This window comes from Rhodoplanes tepidamans (assembly GCF_030813915.1).
GTDB lineage: Bacteria > Pseudomonadota > Alphaproteobacteria > Rhizobiales > Xanthobacteraceae > Rhodoplanes > Rhodoplanes tepidamans.
On record NZ_JAUSUJ010000018.1, the window covers coordinates 113,301 to 127,922 of the forward strand.

At 69.8% G+C, this 14,622-nt stretch carries 15 protein-coding genes; 6 read left to right on the forward strand and 9 right to left on the reverse strand.

Annotation, left to right across the window (positions count from 1 at the left end; all coding sequences use genetic code 11):
• Positions 1–33 precede the first annotated feature (33 nt).
• Together groL and J2S22_RS20750 are read left to right on the forward strand one after the other, a co-directional pair.
• Positions 34–1,671 carry a chaperonin GroEL gene (groL, locus tag J2S22_RS20745; RefSeq protein ID WP_272776941.1) on the forward strand — a complete coding sequence of 546 codons (1,638 nt, stop codon included), beginning with the start codon at positions 34–36 and terminating at the stop codon, positions 1,669–1,671.
• A gap of 727 nt (positions 1,672–2,398) precedes the next feature.
• A complete protein-coding gene (locus J2S22_RS20750; RefSeq protein WP_272776940.1) occupies positions 2,399–4,498 on the forward strand; it encodes a phosphatase PAP2 family protein in 2,100 nt (699 codons plus the stop codon).
• A gap of 115 nt (positions 4,499–4,613) precedes the next feature.
• Here the strand turns inward: J2S22_RS20750 and J2S22_RS20755 are convergent, their stop codons facing one another.
• Positions 4,614–5,669 carry an ABC transporter substrate-binding protein gene (locus J2S22_RS20755; RefSeq protein ID WP_272776939.1) on the reverse strand — a complete coding sequence of 352 codons (1,056 nt, stop codon included), beginning with the start codon at positions 5,667–5,669 and terminating at the stop codon, positions 4,614–4,616.
• A gap of 247 nt (positions 5,670–5,916) precedes the next feature.
• Positions 5,917–6,417, reverse strand: a complete 501-nt coding sequence (locus J2S22_RS20760) for a MarR family winged helix-turn-helix transcriptional regulator (protein ID WP_272776938.1) — start codon at positions 6,415–6,417, stop codon at positions 5,917–5,919.
• A 165-nt stretch (positions 6,418–6,582) separates the two neighbouring features.
• Between J2S22_RS20760 and J2S22_RS20765 the strand changes: the two genes are divergently transcribed.
• The 3 genes from J2S22_RS20765 to J2S22_RS20775 all read left to right on the forward strand — a co-directional run bounded on the left by J2S22_RS20765 (position 6,583) and on the right by J2S22_RS20775 (position 8,905).
• The gene (locus tag J2S22_RS20765) at positions 6,583–7,452 is read left to right on the forward strand and encodes an ABC transporter ATP-binding protein (protein ID WP_272776937.1); all 870 of its coding nucleotides are present in this window, start codon (positions 6,583–6,585) and stop codon (positions 7,450–7,452) included.
• Complete coding sequence (locus J2S22_RS20770) at positions 7,449–8,279, forward strand: ABC transporter permease (protein ID WP_272776936.1); 831 nt, start codon at positions 7,449–7,451, stop codon at positions 8,277–8,279. The genes J2S22_RS20765 and J2S22_RS20770 overlap by 4 nt, the downstream gene beginning before the upstream one ends.
• A 194-nt stretch (positions 8,280–8,473) precedes the next feature.
• Entirely contained in the window at positions 8,474–8,905 is a 432-nt protein-coding gene (locus J2S22_RS20775) for a RidA family protein (protein WP_272776935.1), read from the forward strand.
• A 52-nt stretch (positions 8,906–8,957) separates the two neighbouring features.
• Here the strand turns inward: J2S22_RS20775 and J2S22_RS20780 are convergent, their stop codons facing one another.
• The 6 genes from J2S22_RS20780 to ubiT form a co-directional block, all read right to left on the reverse strand.
• Positions 8,958–9,323, reverse strand: a complete 366-nt coding sequence (locus J2S22_RS20780; protein WP_272776934.1) for a DUF5615 family PIN-like protein — start codon at positions 9,321–9,323, stop codon at positions 8,958–8,960.
• Positions 9,324–9,554, reverse strand: a complete 231-nt coding sequence (locus J2S22_RS20785; RefSeq protein ID WP_272776933.1) for a DUF433 domain-containing protein — start codon at positions 9,552–9,554, stop codon at positions 9,324–9,326.
• 67 nt (positions 9,555–9,621) lie between these two features.
• The gene (gene ubiV / locus J2S22_RS20790) at positions 9,622–10,545 is read right to left on the reverse strand and encodes a ubiquinone anaerobic biosynthesis protein UbiV (protein ID WP_272776932.1); all 924 of its coding nucleotides are present in this window, start codon (positions 10,543–10,545) and stop codon (positions 9,622–9,624) included.
• A 27-nt stretch (positions 10,546–10,572) separates the two neighbouring features.
• Positions 10,573–10,698, reverse strand: coding sequence for a hypothetical protein (locus J2S22_RS20795; protein WP_272776931.1), 126 nt, complete (start codon positions 10,696–10,698; stop codon positions 10,573–10,575).
• Entirely contained in the window at positions 10,695–11,636 is a 942-nt protein-coding gene (gene ubiU / locus J2S22_RS20800; RefSeq protein ID WP_272777042.1) for a ubiquinone anaerobic biosynthesis protein UbiU, read from the reverse strand. The genes J2S22_RS20795 and ubiU overlap by 4 nt, the downstream gene beginning before the upstream one ends.
• A gap of 134 nt (positions 11,637–11,770) precedes the next feature.
• Positions 11,771–12,325 carry a ubiquinone anaerobic biosynthesis accessory factor UbiT gene (gene ubiT / locus J2S22_RS20805; protein WP_272776930.1) on the reverse strand — a complete coding sequence of 185 codons (555 nt, stop codon included), beginning with the start codon at positions 12,323–12,325 and terminating at the stop codon, positions 11,771–11,773.
• Positions 12,326–12,472: 147 nt separating this feature from the next.
• Between ubiT and J2S22_RS20810 the strand changes: the two genes are divergently transcribed.
• Positions 12,473–13,924 (forward strand): UbiD family decarboxylase, encoded by a 1,452-nt coding sequence (locus tag J2S22_RS20810; protein WP_272777041.1) that lies wholly within the window; start codon positions 12,473–12,475, stop codon positions 13,922–13,924.
• A gap of 200 nt (positions 13,925–14,124) precedes the next feature.
• Here J2S22_RS20810 and J2S22_RS20815 read toward each other — a convergent pair whose 3' ends face one another.
• Entirely contained in the window at positions 14,125–14,424 is a 300-nt protein-coding gene (locus tag J2S22_RS20815) for an META domain-containing protein (RefSeq protein ID WP_272840447.1), read from the reverse strand.
• Between the last annotated feature and the right edge of the window lie 198 nt (positions 14,425–14,622).

Genomic DNA, 14,622 nt, shown 5'->3' on the forward strand with positions numbered 1-14,622 from the left:
ACGGCCCCCTGACGAGATTTCGGAGCAAGCAACATGGCTGCCAAGGACGTCCGCTTTTCCACCGACGCGCGCGACAAGATGCTGCGCGGCGTCGACCTGCTCGCCAACGCCGTCAAGGTGACGCTCGGCCCCAAGGGCCGCAACGTCGTGATCGAGAAGAGCTTCGGCGCGCCGCGCATCACCAAGGACGGTGTGACGGTGGCGAAGGAGATCGAGCTCGAGGACAAGTTCGAGAACATGGGCGCCCAGATGGTGCGCGAAGTGGCCTCGAAAACCAACGACCTCGCCGGTGACGGCACCACCACGGCGACCGTGCTGGCCCAGGCGATCGTGCGCGAGGGCGCCAAGTCGGTCGCCGCCGGCATGAACCCGATGGACCTCAAGCGCGGCATCGAGATCGCCGTCGCGGCGGTCGTGAAGGACATCGAGAAGCGCGCCAAGAAGGTCGGCTCGTCGGCCGAGGTCGCGCAGGTCGGCACCATCTCGGCCAACGGCGACACCGGCGTGGGCGAGATGATCGCCGGCGCCATGCAGAAGGTCGGCAACGAGGGCGTCATCACGGTCGAGGAGGCCAAGGCGCTCGAGACCGAGCTCGAGGTCGTCGAGGGCATGCAGTTCGACCGCGGCTATCTCTCGCCGTACTTCATCACCAACGCCGAGAAGATGACGGCCGAGCTCGAGGACGCCTACGTCCTCCTGCACGAGAAGAAGCTCTCCGGCCTGCAGGCCATGCTCCCGGTCCTCGAGGCCGTGGTGCAGTCGGGCAAGCCGCTCGTCATCATCGCCGAGGACGTCGAGGGCGAGGCGCTGGCCACCCTGGTGGTCAACAAGCTGCGCGGCGGCCTCAAGGTCGCGGCCGTGAAGGCGCCGGGCTTCGGTGACCGCCGCAAGGCCATGCTGGAGGACATCGCGATCCTCACCGGCGGCCAGGTGATCTCCGAGGACCTCGGCATCAAGCTCGAGAACGTCACGGTCCAGATGCTCGGCCGCGCCAAGAAGGTGCTGATCGAGAAGGAGAAGACCACGATCGTCGACGGCGCCGGCAAGAAGGCCGACATCGAGGCGCGGGTCGGTCAGATCAAGGCGCAGGTCGAGGAGACCACCTCGGACTACGACCGCGAGAAGCTCCAGGAGCGCCTCGCCAAGCTGGCCGGCGGCGTCGCGGTGATCCGCGTCGGCGGCGCCACCGAGATCGAGGTGAAGGAGAAGAAGGACCGCGTCGAGGACGCGCTCAACGCCACCCGCGCCGCGGTGGAAGAGGGCATCGTCCCGGGCGGCGGCGTCGCGCTGCTGCGCGCCAAGGCCTCGGTCGGCAAGATCAAGAACGACAACGCCGACGTCCAGGCCGGCATCAACATCGTGCTGAAGGCGCTCGAGGCGCCGATCCGGCAGATCGTCGAGAATGCCGGCGTCGAGGGCTCGATCGTGGTCGGCAAGATCCTCGAGAACAAGTCGGAGACCTACGGCTTCGACGCGCAGACCGAGAAGTATGTCGACCTCGTCGAGGCCGGCATCATCGATCCGGCCAAGGTGGTGCGCACCGCGCTCCAGGACGCCGCCTCGATCGCCGGCCTGCTCGTCACCACCGAGGCGATGGTCGCCGAGCTGCCGAAGGACAAGCCGGCCCCGGCGATGCCGCACGGCGGCGGCATGGGCGGCATGGACTTCTGATCCGGCCGTCCCGGATCTGATCGAAACACGACGAAGGGCCGCCGAGAGGCGGCCCTTTTTTCTCGCGTTCCGGTTCGGGCTTCGCGCGGCTCGTTCCGGATCCTCGCGTCGCGGGCGCGGCGCGAACCGGGACCCGGGGCGACGGAGCGAGACGTCCGCCGGACCGCCGCCGATGCGGTGCGCCGACGACAGGACTCGTTCGAATCATCGGCGAGAACGGCTTTTCGACCTCGTCATCTCGCGCCTCGAACCACTCCGCGGCGACGCGAGCGCACGTCGGCGGCCTTCATTCGCGTGTATCTGGTTACCAGTTCTCACAATCCGTTTATGTTGCACCCGATCGATCAACTCAGGCTTGCAGACACAACCAGCTTATAAGATCATTCGCTCGGCCGGTCGGGCCGCCGATCGCAGCAGATTTTCATTCGTACGAGAACTGCCGCAATACGCGACGATCGAGGCGGATGAGCGTGGACGCATCGTCGACGACCATCGGTTTCACACGATCTTCGCATGATCGAAATTCGCATGATCGAAATCTTCGCATGATCGAAGTGGCCTGGAATACCCGACCGGGTCCCGATCGAACCGAACGATCGAATCCCGTTGATCGCGACAGGTGATCGTCTCCCGATCCCCGTAACATGAAAATCCGAGTGTCGTTCACGACCATGGAGCCGCTCCGTGGCCGGCGTGCTGTTGCAACACGATCAGCAAAGGAAGCGACATGCCCATCTCTCATCCGATCCCCGACCCGGACGGCGAAGCGCGTCGCAATCGCAGCCAAATGGTGCGCGACCTGGCCGGCCGCGTCGCGCGTGAGCGTGACGAGGCACAGACCGTGTCGAACCGCGAGGAGAGCGACGCCTCCGGTCTCTACGTCACCAACTTCACCAAGGGCCTTCCGCACGACCAGCACGGGATCGCCGACGGTGCGCGGTACGAGCAGCTCGTCGACGCGATCTGTCAGCCCGGCCCGACCGATTTCGAGCACCTCCGCCCGACCCAGCCGACGCCGCCCGCGAAGCTGTTCGAGACCGAGGTCGACGACAAGCCGCAGGTCGACTGGCGCGGATGGGAGAGCCCGCGCGCCGGACATGTCCACGATCTCGAGGGACCGGATGCCGCGGAGGTCGCGATGCCTCCCGCACCGCGCCTCGGCGGCAGCGAGCTGTGCGCCGAGATGGCGGAGCTCTACGCGATGGCGATCCTGCGCGATGTGCCGTTCCGCCGGATCGCCGACGAGAGCGGCGGCGACGAGAACACGCAACTCGACGTCGAGAGCGTCCTCGCCGCGCTGCGGAAGCTGTCCTGGTTCGATCCCGACGGCCGGCCGGTGAGCTCGTTTCCGGACGGATCGGACCGTTCGTTGACCCTCCAGGAGCGGCGTCGGCGCACCGCCCGCTTCCACGATCACGGGAGCATGGACTACGGGCCGATCGACGACCCCGCCACGTCCTACTCCCGACTGACCGGAAAGCTGCTGTTCCGCGGCTCCGTGCCGGGCGCCAAGGCCGGGCCGCTGCTGTCGCAGTTCCTGCTGATCGGCAACCGGGGGCGCGGCGGACCGCGCAGCCCGGACGGCGCGACGTCGGTCTCCTTCTCCGAGTCGGACGGCTACATCGTCTACGGCGCGCAGGCCCTCGATCAGCGGGTCTTCACCTTCGTCCCGCAGCTCGACTACATGACCACCTGGGGCGGCTGGCTCGACGTCCAACGCGGCGCGGATCTGCGTCCCTATTCGGTGGTCGACGGCGCCCGCCGCTTCCTCACCACGCCGCGCGACCTCTGCGCCTATGTGCGGCTCGACCAGCTCTACCAAGCCTATCTCAACGCTTGCCTGCTGATGCTGTCGGCCCGCGAGTACACGAGCAGCTTCAAGTTCGATTCGGGATTCCCCGAGTCGTCCGGTGCTCGTGCCGCCTTCGCGACCTTCGGCGGCCCGCACGTGCTCTCGCTGGTGACCGAGGTCGCATCGCGCTGCCTCAAGGCGGTCCGACGCCAGAAGTTCGGCTTCCATCGCCGCGCCCGGCCGGAACGCATCGCGGGACTGCTCACGCTGGCGGCCGCCGCGCGGGACGGAGGCCCGCTGCACGGGCAGACCGCCCTCACCCGGAACGTCCAGGAGAAGTGCGAGAGCATGCTGGACGAGCTGGATCGGTCGCAGATCCTCGCGCTCGTCGCTCACCACAACGCGTTGCGCAGGCACAGCCCGAACGCGGCGCGGTCCCGCGTCACACCGCCGGCCAATCCGGAATGGCTGCCGGAGCATCGCAACTATCTCCTCGCGATGGCACTCCCGGAGGGCTCGCCGATGCACGCCTCCTATGGGGCGGGGCACGCGACCGTGGCCGGCGGCTGCGTCACCATCCTGAAGGCCTTCTTCGAGATGTACGACGACATGGGCTCCCCACTGATGTGGCCGTTCCCGGTGTACGAGCCGATCGACGACGGCAGCCGGCTCGAAAAGGCGCACTGCGCACCCCTGACCCTCCAGGGCGAGCTCAACAAGCTCGCCGCCAACATCGCCATCGGACGCAACATGGCTGGCGTCCACTACTACACCGACTATTACGAGTCGCTGCGCATGGGCGAGCGCGTCGCCGTCGGCATCCTGGAGGAGCAGATGCTGACCTACGGCGAGCCGGTGACGATGAGGTTCGACAGCTTCGACGGTGATCGGATCGTCATCCGCAGCCCACAGGCGGCCGGCCGGGATCGCCCGTTGGTCACCATCAACGGTCGGCCGGAGGCCTATTCCGGGTGGTGGACCCGGCACACGATCGAGCCTCCGACGGCCGCCGGCCTGCAGGCCGCCGCCGAGTAGTGCAGGTGGCCCGTCTCGCGGCGGCGGGCCGTGAGACGGGCCGGCATTCGCACCTCGAAGAGGCCGCCGCACGGCGGCCTCTTTCGACTGCGACGAACCGCTCCCGCCACCCTCCTCACACGAACGGGTTCTTCTTCTCCAGCTGGGCGTTGGCCTCGACGGCCGGGGACAGGTCGAACAGCTGCTCCTGGGTGACGCGGCCGGAGACGAGCTTCATCTGCTCGGTCCAGAACCTGCCCTGCGCCATGCAGGAGTCGATGTTGGGCTTGCCGTCCTCGTTGAACCAGGTCCAGCGCGGCGCGGCCGCCTCGATCAGGGGCGGCGGCACCTTGGTGGCCTCCGAGATGATCCTGATCACGTCCGGGTCCTTGGCGGCGGCCGCCTTGTTGTAGAGCCGGCCCGCCCAGGTGTGCACCATGGCGAAGCGCACCGCCGCCGACTTGTTGGCGTCGAGGAACTTCTGCGACATCACCCAGCAGGCGAGCTGGGTGTTCGGCTCGATGTCGTATCCCGAGAAGACCAGCTTGCCGAAATTGTTTTTCTCGACCAGGAAGCCGAGCGGCACCGGCACGTTGGCGGCGTCGGCCCGGCCGGCGCCGATCGCCTTGACGATGTCCGGATAGGCGAGCCCGCTCGACCACTCGACGTCGGTGCGCGGATCGAGGCCGGCGCGCTGCACGCCGAGGCCGATCAGATACTGGTCGATGCCGCCCGGCGCCTGGATGGCGACGCGCTTGCCCTTCAGGAGGCCCATCTTGCCCGGCGCCGTCATGCCGGCCGTCACCATGTCGTTCGAGGCCGCGATGGTCATCGAGCCGGAGCCCGGCTTCTCCGAGCCGCGGTCGAGGATCAGCTTGAACGGCGCGCCCTTCGACACGGTGTTGAACAGGCCGGCATTGAGGGTCGCCACCGTGGTGTCGAGCTCGCCGGCGACCAGGGCCGGCATCGCCAGCACGCCGTCGGCGAAGTAGCGCAGCTCGACGTCGAGCCCGACCTTCTCGAAGAATCCCCTCGCCTGCGCGAGGAAGATCGGTCCCGACGAGATCAGCGGTACCACGCCGATGCGGATCCTGGTGCGCTCCTGGGCGCGGCCGATGCGGGGCATCGCCAGCGTCGCGGCCGCGGCCGCGGTGGTGGACACGAAGCGTCGGCGGTCGAGGGAGAGGGTCATGGCGCCTCCGGGGGTGGGACGATGGACATCGACGGACCGCGTCGAGAGCGGACGGGAGAACCAACAGGAGAACGGAAGCAAGAGCGATGCCGGGGAACGGCGGCCACGCTTTGTATGAACTGTGCACCACGCTTCGCGACGCGTGCAAGGGGCCATCCGCGGCGGCCGCCGCCGCGTTTCGTCACGCGACACGGCGGGCCGCGCCGCGCGCGCCGTGCGGTCGTCGCGTCGCGACGACCCGCCCGGCTCATCCGGGCGTCCCCGTCGGGTTCGCGTTCTCGAAGCCGCTCAACAGCTTGCGCAGCAGCCGCGCGAGCGTCTCCTGCTCGCTCCGGGTGAGCCGGTCGGCGATGCGGCGGGACTGCGCCGAGTGCTCGGCCATCGCCCTGTCGGCGAGGCTCGCCCCGCGCCGCGTCAGTGCGACGCGGGTGGCGCGGCGGTCGTCGGGATCGGGGCGGCGCACCGCGAGGCCCAGCCGCTCCACCCGGTCGATGCGGTTGGTCATGGCGCCGGAGGACAGCAGGCAGGCGTCGGTGAGCGCGGTCGGCCGCAGGCCCTCGGGCGCGCCGGAGCGCATGATGGTGACCAGCAGATCGAACACGTCCCAGGTCAGCCCGTAGGGCTTCAGCCAGCCGTCGACCGCCTCCCGCAGGTGCGTCGAGAGCCGCAGGATGCGGCCGAGCGTCGCGAGATAGTGCACGTCGATGTCGGGCCGCGCCGCCTTCCATTCGGCGACGAAGCGGTCCATCGCGTCCCGGCGGGCCGATTCTGCATCCGATCGCGGCACGGGCTGCCCTCGCAATTATCTTGACATGAAGATAATCACGTCGGAGGCTCCCGTGCAACCGACCCGCCGGCCGAGAGGCCGGGCCAGAACCCCCGTCGGCCTCCGGAGGTGGACGCCGTGTCACCCGTGCCGTCACCAGCGCCGGCTGCCGCCCGCACCGCGACCTCGGCGACCACGATCGCGGTCGAGGCGGTCGGACTCACCTTCCCGTCGAAGAGCGGCGAGCCGACCGTCGCGCTCGGCGAGGTGAGCTGCCGCTTCGCCCCCGGCAAGGTGACGGCGATCATCGGGCCGAGCGGCTGCGGCAAGAGCACGCTCCTGCAGATCGTGCGCGGCTTCCTCGCGCCGACGCGCGGGACGTTGCGCTTCCTCCTGCTCGGCGGCGACGGCGCGACGGACGCCGCCGCCACGCCGCGCGACGTCGCCGCGCCCCACATGGCCACGGTCTGGCAGGCCTTCAACCTGTTTCCGTGGCGCACCGTGATCGACAACGTCGCGTTCGGCCTGGAGGTCGCCGGCGTGCCGAAGGCCGAACGCCTCGCACGCGCCAGAAAGGCGCTCGCCGCCGTCGACCTCGGCGGCTTCGAGCAGAAGTATCCGCGTCAGCTCTCCGGCGGCATGCGCCAGCGCGTCGGCATCGCCCGCGCCCTGGTGATGGAGCCCGAGGTGCTGCTGCTCGACGAGCCGTTCGGCGCCCTCGACGCGCAGACGCGCCTCGTGCTGCAGGAGCAGCTCGCCACCCTGGTGGAGCGGAGCGGCACCACGGCGATCCTCGTCACCCACTCGATCGAGGAGGCGATCCTGCTCGCCGACACCATCCTGGTGATGACGGCGCGGCCTGGCCGCATCGCCGCCGAGATCCACGACGACCTGCCGCATCCGCGCAGCATGGCGACCACCCACGATCCGCGCTTCGCCGCGCTGTTCGACCGCATCTACGGGCTGCTGCGCCAGGAGGTCATCCGCGCCATGGCGACCGAGGGAGGCGACGCGTGAGCCCCGACACCACGGCCGGCCCGCTCGCGAGTCCCGACACGGCGCCGGCGGCGCCGAGCCGCGGCCTGCTCGCCCGCCTCGGCGAGCCGAAGGCGCTCAGCTGGATCGCCGTCGCGGTCGTGATCCTCGCCTGGGAGCTCGCCGTGATCGTGCTCCAGCTCAACCCGATCTATCTGCCGCGGCCGAGCCGCATCGTCGTCGCGCTCTTCGAGATGTTCCGGTCCGGCGGCCTCGCCACCGATCTGATCGCGACGCTGATCCGGATCTTCGGCGGCTTCTTCATCGCGCTCGCCTTCGGGGTCGCGCTCGGCGTGTGGATGGCGGTGTCGGTGCGGGTCCGCGCGATCGCCGACAACTTCATCGCCGCGCTCTATCCGCTGCCCAAGGTGACGCTGATCCCGCTCCTGATCATCTGGCTCGGCACCGGCGGGCCGTTCATGCTGACCATCAGCATGCTGGGGGCGTTCTTCCCCGTAGTCATCAACACGGTGCTGGGCATCAGCCAGTGCGACCAGGGGCTGGTGCTCGCCGCCCGCGACCTCGGCGCCTCGCGCCGCCAGATCATCCGCATGGTGCTGCTGCCGAGCGCCATCCCGTCGATCTTCGCCGGCATCCGGCTCGGGCTGGGCGTGTCGATCATCCTGGTGGTCGCCGCCGAGATGGTGGTCGGCAAGCTCGGGCTCGGCGCCCGGCTCTATCTCGCCGGCCAGGTGCTGGAGACCGAGCAGGTGTTCGCCGTGCTGATCGTGCTCGCCACGCTCGGCATCGTGGTGACCAAGGTCCAGGACGCCATCGACGTCCGCCTCGGCCACTGGCGCGTCAACTGAGGTCCATCGCGCGATGCGGCGGTCTTCTGCTTCCGCTCGTCCCCGCGCAGGCGGGGACCCGGAGGCGCCACGGCAGAGACGCTCTGGATCCCCGCCTGCGCGGGGATGAGCGGAGTCAGCATCGACGCAGCGAGTAATTCCCGCCTGACGCTTCCCTTCTCACGTCATCATCAGCAACGCACCGGAGACGTCCCATGACCTTCGAGCTGAAGTCGATCCATCCCGACCCGTCGCAGGCCCACAAGATGCCCTACGCGCCGGCCGTGCACATCGTCGGCGCCTGCGACCTGATGTTCATCTCGGGGGCCACAGCCTCGAAGCTCTATCACGACCATCCGCATCGCGACGAGGAGCACGTCCATCCGCATTCGATCGAAGAGCAGACGAGGAACGCCATGGAGGCGATCAAGTCGATCCTCGACGAGGTCGGCGCGAGCTGGAAGGACGTGGTGAAGATCACCAAGTACCTGACCGACATCCGCGACGGCGACGGCATGCACCGCGCCATGCGCCCCTATTTCGGCGACTGGCGCCCGGCCAGCACCATGGTGTGCATCAACCAGCTCTCGTCGCCGGGTGCGCGCGTGGAGCTGGACATGATCGTGGCATTGCCGAAGAAGGGGTGAGCGGATCGCCTCCGACGACGCGTCGTGGCCGGGGCTCGCCCCGGCCATGACGTCAATGCGGCCTGGACGGCAGGACTCGCATACGCGTGCGGCCGGGTTCGACGATGCTGAAGTGTCCGGCCCAGTCGGTCCGTTCGGCGATGCGAACTGTGATCGACGCACCTGCATTTCCGGCCGCCGGCATGGAAAGGCGGAACAGCACCACGCCGCACGTGGCCGGCAGCCCGTACCGCCAGGCAAGCTCACCGAAATCCTTGTCGAACGTCGGCAAGATCCGGTTCTCCCGGATAGCGCGGTCGAGAACGTCTTCGTCACTTGCGCCGGGAGCATCGATCCGGATCCAGGCGACGTCGTGCCCGGCGGCCCGCAGTTCGACGACAGCCGAAGCCGGCATGTTCTCGTTCGCGAGGAAGCGCATTCAGACGACGCTCGGATAGACCTTTTCGGACGCGAGCAGCCCGTGCGCGTAGGCGAGGCACGCCGTGACGTCCTCGTGGGTGAGCCCCGGGTAGTTCTGCAGAATGTCGGTCTCGCTCCAGCCGTCGGCCATGAGGCCGATGACGAAGTCGACCGAGATCCGCGTTCCGCGGACCACCGGCTTTCCGGCCAGGACGGCGGGATCGAGTACGATACGGGACAGGTCGGCCACGGGATCATCCTCCGATGGCGCAGTCTAACGTGAATCTATCGACCTGACACCTGGGCCGTGCGGCGCCTCACCCGGCCAGGGCGATGTGCTGGTGGCCGGGCCTGCCGTGCAGGAAGCCGTTGGAGAAGGCGGCGTTCGGCATCAGGGCGGCGACCCGCGCCTCGCCCTCGGCGGCGGCGAGCCGGCCGTCGAGCACGTCGCGGAAGGCCCGCGCCACCGCCACCATGTCGCAGGTGTGCGGCGACAGGCGGAACGCGCGCACGCCGCGCGACACCACCGCGTCGAGGTCGCCGATCAGGTTGACCACCGTGTCTGAGAGCGTCTGCACGCCGTTGACCGAGAGGAAGCGGCGGCCCTCCAGCGTGTCGACCTCCAGCCCGTCCGGGTCCTTGTTGCAGACGAACTGGCAGGAATCCTTGGCGAGCCCGTGGATGCGGGCGTGGTAGCAGCGCGCCGAGATGGCGAGCGGCGCCCGGCCGAAGGCCCAGGCCTCGAGCGTCGCGGTCCGCGCCTTGGCGGCGAGCGGCCCCATGGCGCTCATCGGCAGCTCGGGCGGCAGGCAGATGTGCACGGCGCCCTGCTTCTCCATGAAGGCGACCGTGCCCTCGTTGTAGACGTTGATCAGCGGGCCGATGGCGTGCGGCCGCCCGGCGATCGGCGAGAGCGCCGAGACGTCGCTCGCCTCGACGAGCACGTCCGGGATCGCCAGGAGATCGTTGATCATCCTGCGCTCGCGCGGCAGCGTCGGCAGCGCCAGCGAGGAGAGGATCACGGTCTTGCCACCGCGCTGCAGGCGCTCGATCACGCCCGGCATGTCGTCCTGGTAGAACGGCAGGCGCTTCGAGCACACCACCTCGCCGACGCAGACGCGCTCCACCGGCGCCTCGTCGGCGATCCGGTAATGGAAGTCGCGCCACTGCTCGGGCGACCAGTTGAACAGCACCGCTCCGAGCGTCAGGGTCGGCCGCGCCGCGGTGTCCGAAGATGACATTGTCTCAGATCCCGATATCCGACGGCGTCATTCCGGGGCGACGCGCAGCGCCGAACCCGGAATCCAGCCGAAAACTCCGAGCGCGGTGCTGGATTCCGGGTTCGCGCCTTCGGCGCGCCCCGGAATGACCAGCGACGGCTCCGCTGTTCTCATCGCCACGTCTTCTGATAGGCGCCGCGCGTCGTCGAGGCGCCCTCGGAGAGCGCCATCAGGGCGCGGGCATTGATCGGCAGGCCGCGGGCGTGCTGGTCGAGCGCGCCGCGCAGGGCCCGCACCACCGCGTCCGTGTAGCTGCGGCTGCGCTGCCGGCCCTCGATCTTCAGCGCCGTCACGCCGGCCTCGGCGAGCGGCGGGATCAGCAGGCTGGCGTCGAGGCTCGCCGGGTCCTCGAAGATGTGCGAGGTCTCGCCGTTCGCCGTGAAGCGGCCCTTGCACAGCGTCGGATACGGCATCGGCTGGCCGCCCGGCACGGTGTTGATCATGAACTCGCCGAGGCGCGAGACGAAGTTGCCCTTCTCCTGCGCATAGGTGACGTGGCTCGGCGGCGAGCAGACGCCGTTCATGTTGGGCGAGCAGCCGGTGGCGTAGGAGGACAGCGAGCAGCGCCCCTCCGCCATCACGCACAGGCCGCCGAACACGAACACCTCGGTCTCGCAGGGGATCTCCTTGTTGAGGACGGCGATCTCCTGGACGGTCAGAACCCGCGGCAGTACCACGCGGCGGACGCCGAAGCGCTCGACGAAGAAGCCGATCGCCTCCGGATTGGCGGCCGCCGCCTGCACCGAGAGATGCAGCCGCAGGCCGGGGTGCTTCTCGGCGGCGTAGTCGAGCAGGCCGATGTCGGCGACGATCGCGGCGTCGCCGCCGATCTGGGCGATGGTGTCGATGGCGCGGTGCCACGCCTCCGGCTGCCCGGCGCGCGGGAACGTGTTGACGGCGATCAGCACCTTGACGCCGCGCTTGTGGGCGTAGGCGACGCCCTCGGCCATCTCGGCGGGCGAGAAGTTGAGGCCCGGGAAGTTGCGCGCGTTGGTGTCGTCGGCGAAGCCGCAATAGACCGAGTCGGCGCCCGCCTCGATGGCGGCCCGCATGGCCGCCGGCGTGCCGGCCGGGCAGACCAGCTCGAGCTTGCCCTTGGGCGTCCAGGTGTCGGTCGTCGTCGAGCCGGCCGGCTTGGAGCCCGTCGACTTGGCGGGGGCGGGCCGTTCGGCCGCGAGAGTGGGGGTCATGAGCCGCTCCGTGGGCGGGCGAAGGCGATGCCGGTGATGCGCTCGGCGACCGAGGCGGCGAGCCGGCCGACCTGCTCGGCCGGCGAGGCGAGCGGGCCGAGCACCGCGGCGGCCTCGGCGACGAGGTCGATCTCGGCGTCGTCGAGCGCGTTGCGCAGCGCCACCACGGCCGACATGTCGCCTTCCACGGTCAGGTCGCGCGAGAAGAACAGGGCGTCGCCGTCATAGGCGCCGTGGATCAGCCCGACCAGCGCGCCGAGCGGCCCGGCGATGCGGGCGTCGGCCTGCGGCTCCTCGCCCGGACGCACCACCAGGACCTCGGGGTCCTCGGCGCGCGGCGTCATCACCACGACGAAGGGCAGGTCGGTCGGCTCGATCAGGAACCGCTTCCCCGCCTGGTCGCCCAGGCGGGCGAACATGCCGGGATGCCGCCGGGCGGCCGACTTGACGACGAGATCGAGGGCGGCCGCGAGCGGGGCGAGCGGCAGCGGCCGCAGGCCGAACGCGAGAACCCCCGGGAGCTCGGGAACTGTGGCTGAGTTGCTCGACATGGAATGGCTTGGTTACCGCGCCGCAGCGGCTGGCACTTTGTCCTATGTCAAGGACTCACGACAGGCTAGCGCTCTTGATCCCCTCCCTTCCGGAGACGAGCCGTGCCGATCCGAGACTTTCCGCCCTTTCGCGACCTGCGCGACTTCATGCGCCATCTCGACGCAGCCGGCGAGGTGGCGCGGGTGTCCGAACCGGTCGACATCGTCCACGACATGGCGGAGGTCCATCGCCGCGTGATCGCCCGCGACGGGCCGGCGCTGGTGTTCGAGTGCCCGCGCGACGCGAGCGGCCGGATCCTGCCCGTGCCGGTGGTCGCCAACCTGTTCGGCACGCGGGCCCGCGTCGCCGCCGGCCTCGGCATCCGGCCCGAACGGCTGGCCGAGCTCGGCGAGGCGCTCGCGAGCCTGCGCGAGCCGCAACCCGTGGACGGCCTGCGCGACGCCCTCGCCCGCCTGCCGATCCTGCGCGCCGCGATGCGGACCCGCGCCGAGGTCGTCGACCGGCCGCCGGCCCAGGACGAGGTGCGGCTCGGCCGGGACGTCGATCTCGCGGCCCTGCCCGTGCAGACCTGCTGGCCCGGCGAGGCCGGCCCGCTGATCACCTGGGGCGTGGTGGTGACCCGCCCGCCGGACCAGGAGGCGGTCGCCGGCTACAATCTCGGCATCTACCGCATGCAGGTGCTGGGACGCGACCGCGTCATCATGCGCTGGCTGCACCATCGCGGCGGGGCGAAGCACCACGCCCAGTGGGCGGCGCAGGGCCAGGAGACGCCGGTGGCGGTGGCGATCGGCACCGATCCGGCCACCATGCTGAGCGCCGTGCTGCCGCTGCCCGAGACGCTGTCGGAGGTGCGCTTCTCCGGGCTGCTGCGCGGCGCCCGGCCGCGGCTGGCCAAGGCCCGCACCGTGCCGCTGATGGTGCCGGCGGATTCGGAGATCGTGCTGGAGGGCTTCGTCTCGCCGACCGAGACGGCGCCGGAGGGCCCGTTCGGCGACCACACCGGCTACTACAACTCGGTCGAGCCGTTCCCGGTGATGCGCGTCACCGCGATCACGACGCGGCGCGACCCGAGCTACCTCTCGACCTTGACGGGCCGCGCGCCGGACGAGCCGGCGGTGCTGGGCGCCACCTTCAACGAGCTGTTCCTGCCGATCGTCAAGCGCGCCTTCCCGGAGATCGTCGACGTCTGGCTGCCGCCGCACGCCTGCTCGTACCGGATGGCGATCATCTCGATCAGGAAGCGCTATCCCGGCCACGCCCGTCGCATCATGATGGGCCTGTGGGGGATGCTGCCGCAGTTCACCTACACCAAGCTGATCGTGGTGGTGGACGACGACGTCGATCCGAAGAGCTGGGACGACGTCGCCTGGGCGATCTCGACCCGCTTCGACGCCTCGCGCGACCTGATGGTGATCGACCGCACGCCGATCGACTATCTCGACTTCGCCTCGCCGCTCTCCGGCCTCGGCGGCAAGCTCGGCCTCGACGCCACCAACAAGATCGGGACCGAGACCAGCCGCGAATGGGGCCAGGTGCTCAAGGCCACGCCCGACCTGGTCGCGCGCGTCGACGCGCTGTGGCCGAAGCTGGGCCTTTGAAGGGGCGTCGTGATCGAGGACATCGTTCCCGAGCCGCACGCCCCGATACCCTTTCCCTGAGGGAGAGGGTCGACGCGGGAAGCGCGTCGGGGTGAGGGTTTACGGCGTCAATTGGTTGCCTCGGCCCCCCTCACCCGGATCTCGCGCGGTCGCGCGAGATCCGACCTCTCCCCGCCGGGGAGAGGTGAAAGAAAGCCCCCTCAGTTCCCCTGCTTCCTGAAGCGCAGCTCGCGCGGGCCGCCGGTCAGCACCAGGGCGTCGTCCACCACCCGCCAGTGCGTCGCCTGGTTGAGGGCGGCGAGCATCTCCTCGTCGCCGCGGGCGCGATCGGGCGGACACGGACGCTCGGTGCGCGGACCGACCAGCACCGTCACGGTGTCGCCCGCCACCACCAGGCGCGCCTTCACGGCGTTGCACCACAGCTCGATCTCGGCGAGGCCGTTGTCGGCGATGTCGAGGATCGGGACCTTCTTGGAGCCCTTCATCGGATCGGTGTCCATGCGCAGCTCCTGCCCGTAAGGGAAGGCCGCCTGCGCCGCCGCGGGCCCGGATCCCGCACCGCCGGCCGCGAGTCCCGCGGCGAGAAGGCCGAGCGCCGCGGCGAAGCGGACCGGACGGCGCGCGCCTCCGGGGATCGGGCCCCCGCGCCGGGTCGAAGGCCGCGGATCCAGGGCGCAGTGCCGAATCATGGGCACACT

Excerpts from the sequence above, each read along its gene's own strand:
- J2S22_RS20760 (WP_272776938.1), bottom strand. The coding sequence starts at position 6,417 with ATGGACCGCTTCGTCGCCGAATGGAAGGCGGCGCGGCCCGACATCGAC.
- ubiU (WP_272777042.1), bottom strand. The coding sequence starts at position 11,636 with ATGCGGGCCGCCATCGAGGCGGGCGCCGACTCGGTCTATTGCGGCTTC.
- ubiT (WP_272776930.1), bottom strand. The coding sequence starts at position 12,325 with ATGTCGAGCAACTCAGCCACAGTTCCCGAGCTCCCGGGGGTTCTCGCG.
- J2S22_RS20775 (WP_272776935.1), top strand. The coding sequence starts at position 8,474 with ATGACCTTCGAGCTGAAGTCGATCCATCCCGACCCGTCGCAGGCCCAC.
- J2S22_RS20755 (WP_272776939.1), bottom strand. The coding sequence starts at position 5,669 with ATGACCCTCTCCCTCGACCGCCGACGCTTCGTGTCCACCACCGCGGCC.
- groL (WP_272776941.1), top strand. The coding sequence starts at position 34 with ATGGCTGCCAAGGACGTCCGCTTTTCCACCGACGCGCGCGACAAGATG.
- J2S22_RS20810 (WP_272777041.1), top strand. The coding sequence starts at position 12,473 with ATGCGCCATCTCGACGCAGCCGGCGAGGTGGCGCGGGTGTCCGAACCG.
- J2S22_RS20815 (WP_272840447.1), bottom strand. The coding sequence starts at position 14,424 with ATGGACACCGATCCGATGAAGGGCTCCAAGAAGGTCCCGATCCTCGAC.
- ubiV (WP_272776932.1), bottom strand. The coding sequence starts at position 10,545 with ATGTCATCTTCGGACACCGCGGCGCGGCCGACCCTGACGCTCGGAGCG.
- J2S22_RS20750 (WP_272776940.1), top strand. The coding sequence starts at position 2,399 with ATGCCCATCTCTCATCCGATCCCCGACCCGGACGGCGAAGCGCGTCGC.
- J2S22_RS20780 (WP_272776934.1), bottom strand. The coding sequence starts at position 9,323 with ATGCGCTTCCTCGCGAACGAGAACATGCCGGCTTCGGCTGTCGTCGAA.
- J2S22_RS20795 (WP_272776931.1), bottom strand. The coding sequence starts at position 10,698 with ATGAGAACAGCGGAGCCGTCGCTGGTCATTCCGGGGCGCGCCGAAGGC.